Below are 2,583 nucleotides of genomic sequence, written 5' to 3'. Positions count from 1 at the left end.
ACAACTCTGCTATTTCGCTTATCAATCTCAAAACAGCAGTTAATCAAACTAATTAACGTTACGCAGCACATGCTGCACACCCTGACATAGCGACTTTCAAATGCTCTACGTGCACTTAAGCATCGCCAGTAATAAATAAGTTGGTGCCTATATGGGGGCCACTCTGAAAAGTTTCAAGTCACCACCAAGTTATTTTTTAACTGCATTTAATCTCGGCCTGAAAGAATAATATTTATCTTTACCAACTGGTTNTAGATACAGTAATATTTAGCAAATTTTGATTTGCATATCCAGACACGGAAAAATAACCATGCTTAGCCAACTCAAAGTCTCCAACTTCGCCATCGCTGACCACCTGGAAGTTTTATTCAACAACGGCATGACCGTACTCAGCGGAGAAACCGGAGCTGGTAAATCAATTATTCTCGACGCATTAGGCTTGGCGCTTGGCGACAGGGCTGATACGAGCATGGTGCGTCACGGAGAGCCCAAGGCTGAAATTTCTGCAGCCTTTGAGTTAGACAAACACCCCAAGGCACTTGAATGGCTTAAAGACCACGACCTGGAAGAAGGCGAGCAATGTATATTGCGCAGAGTCATCACAGCCGAGGGCCGCTCGCGCAGCTATATAAATGGCCACCCTAGCCCTCTACAGAATTTAAAATCAATTGGCGAGCTACTGATTGATATTCACAGCCAACACGAACACCAATCCTTACTTAACAAAGATAACCACCGGGTGATTGTCGACAACTTTGGCCAACTACAAAGTACCTCAGACAAGGTTTCCAGCGCTTTTAATAAATGGTCAAGTCAAGCTAAGCACCTATCTAAACTTGAAAACAACCAGGATGAGATTACTGCCCGCATTCACCTCATTACCTTTCAACTTGAAGAGCTCGAGGCACTGGGCCTACAAGAAGGTGAAGTTGAGCAGCTCGAAAAAGAGCAATCCCAGCTAGCAAATGCAGAACTGCTTTTGAGTAGAGCACATGAAGCTCTAGCGTTATGTTCAGAGGGTGATGCTAATGCCGCCAGCATGGTTTCTTCAGCCTCCTCATCACTACACAACCTACCCAGCGAAAATCATGAGATTAGTGAAGCACTCAACATGCTGAATGAAGCGCAAATCCAAATTGAAGAGGCAGGTAGTAATTTACGCCATTTTATCGACTCATTTGAACTCAACCCAGCACGCCTGCAAGAAATCGAAGAACGCCTAAGCACTGCTTACCAGTTAGCAAGAAAACACCGCTGTGAACCCACTGAGCTGTTAACCATACAAAACAAACTCAGCAAAGAACTACATGACTTTAATAATGGCGACCAAAATCTGGAGCAACTGCAAGCTGAAGTAATCGAATTGGAAAACACTTACCGGGCCTTAGCTGAAACGCAGCGTCAGAAGCGTATAAAGTGTGCCAGCTCTTTAGAAAAGAAAATATGTGAGCAGCTAGCATTGATGGATATGAAGTCAGTGAAGTTCTGCGTCAGCCTAACACCTCTCGATAACAGCAAGGTAAGCCAGCACGGTCTGGATACCGTCGAATTCCTGATTAGCACCAATCCTGGACAGCCCCCCAAAGCCATCAACAAAGTTGCCTCAGGCGGTGAGCTGTCCCGAATCAGCTTAGCGATTCAAGTCATTGTCGCTCAAAACTCGACCATTCCAACACTGGTTTTCGATGAGGTGGATGTAGGCATTGGCGGCGGCACAGCACAAATTGTTGGCCGACTACTCAAATCGCTAGGCAAGAATGGACAAATCATTTGCGTTACCCACCTGCCACAAGTTGCCTCACAAGGTGACAACCATTATTTCATTAGCAAGAAATCAATTGACGGAAAAGTTAGCTCTTCGATTGACTTGCTTAATAAGAAAGCCAGAACCGAGGAAGTTGCTCGCATGCTAGGCGGTATTGAAATGACCGAGCAGACACTTGCTCATGCCAGGGAGATGTTGGAGACCGCATAAAAACTATAAACCACCGAGAACACTGAGCAACTTTCAGCCTTCACAGAGAAAAGCTTTTAAGACTTTTCTTTTTTCTCGGTGAAGCGTAGCGCCCTGTATCCTCTGTGGTTAATTATTCTTTATAAAAAAAGCCGCCTCAAAGAGCGGCTTTAGAAAACACAGTAATATCAAATCTTACTTCTTGGGACGAACATACAGCGTAAGGTTGTGATCGACTAATTCATAACCATGCTCTTCTGCAATTTCATGCTGACGCCTTTCAATAACAGGGTCTAGAAACTCAATAACTTTACCGCTTTCGGTATCGACCATATGGTCATGATGATCATCTTTCGCCAACTCGAATACCGCATGTCCACCCTCAAAGTTATGACGCAAGACCAGACCGGCAGCCTCAAACTGGGTAAGTACACGATAAACGGTCGCCAAACCTACATCATCACCCGATTCCAATAAAGCCTTATAGACATCTTCCGCACTCATATGGTGCTCATCAGCTTCTTCCAAAAGCCCCAATACTTTTAATCGTGGTAAGGTAACTTTCAAACCAACTTTTTTTAACTCTGAGTTGTCTGGCATGATTTATTTGTAATCCTATTCACAGCGTT

The 2,583-nt window shown here is 44.3% G+C and carries 2 protein-coding genes; one reads left to right on the top strand and one right to left on the bottom strand.

The window, feature by feature from the left end; all coding sequences use genetic code 11:
- Positions 1 to 310 precede the first annotated feature (310 nt).
- The gene (recN, locus tag A3761_RS10580; protein WP_068514043.1) at positions 311 to 1,975 is read left to right on the top strand and encodes a DNA repair protein RecN; all 1,665 of its coding nucleotides are present in this window, start codon (positions 311 to 313) and stop codon (positions 1,973 to 1,975) included.
- A 174-nt stretch (positions 1,976 to 2,149) separates the two neighbouring features.
- Here recN and fur read toward each other — a convergent pair whose 3' ends face one another.
- A complete protein-coding gene (fur, locus tag A3761_RS10575) occupies positions 2,150 to 2,554 on the bottom strand; it encodes a ferric iron uptake transcriptional regulator (protein ID WP_068514042.1) in 405 nt (134 codons plus the stop codon).
- Between the last annotated feature and the right edge of the window lie 29 nt (positions 2,555 to 2,583).

This window comes from Oleiphilus sp. HI0123, from assembly GCF_001635315.1.
Note: the sequence above shows the minus strand (reverse complement) of the source record. Positions and strands in the feature narration are given on the sequence as shown.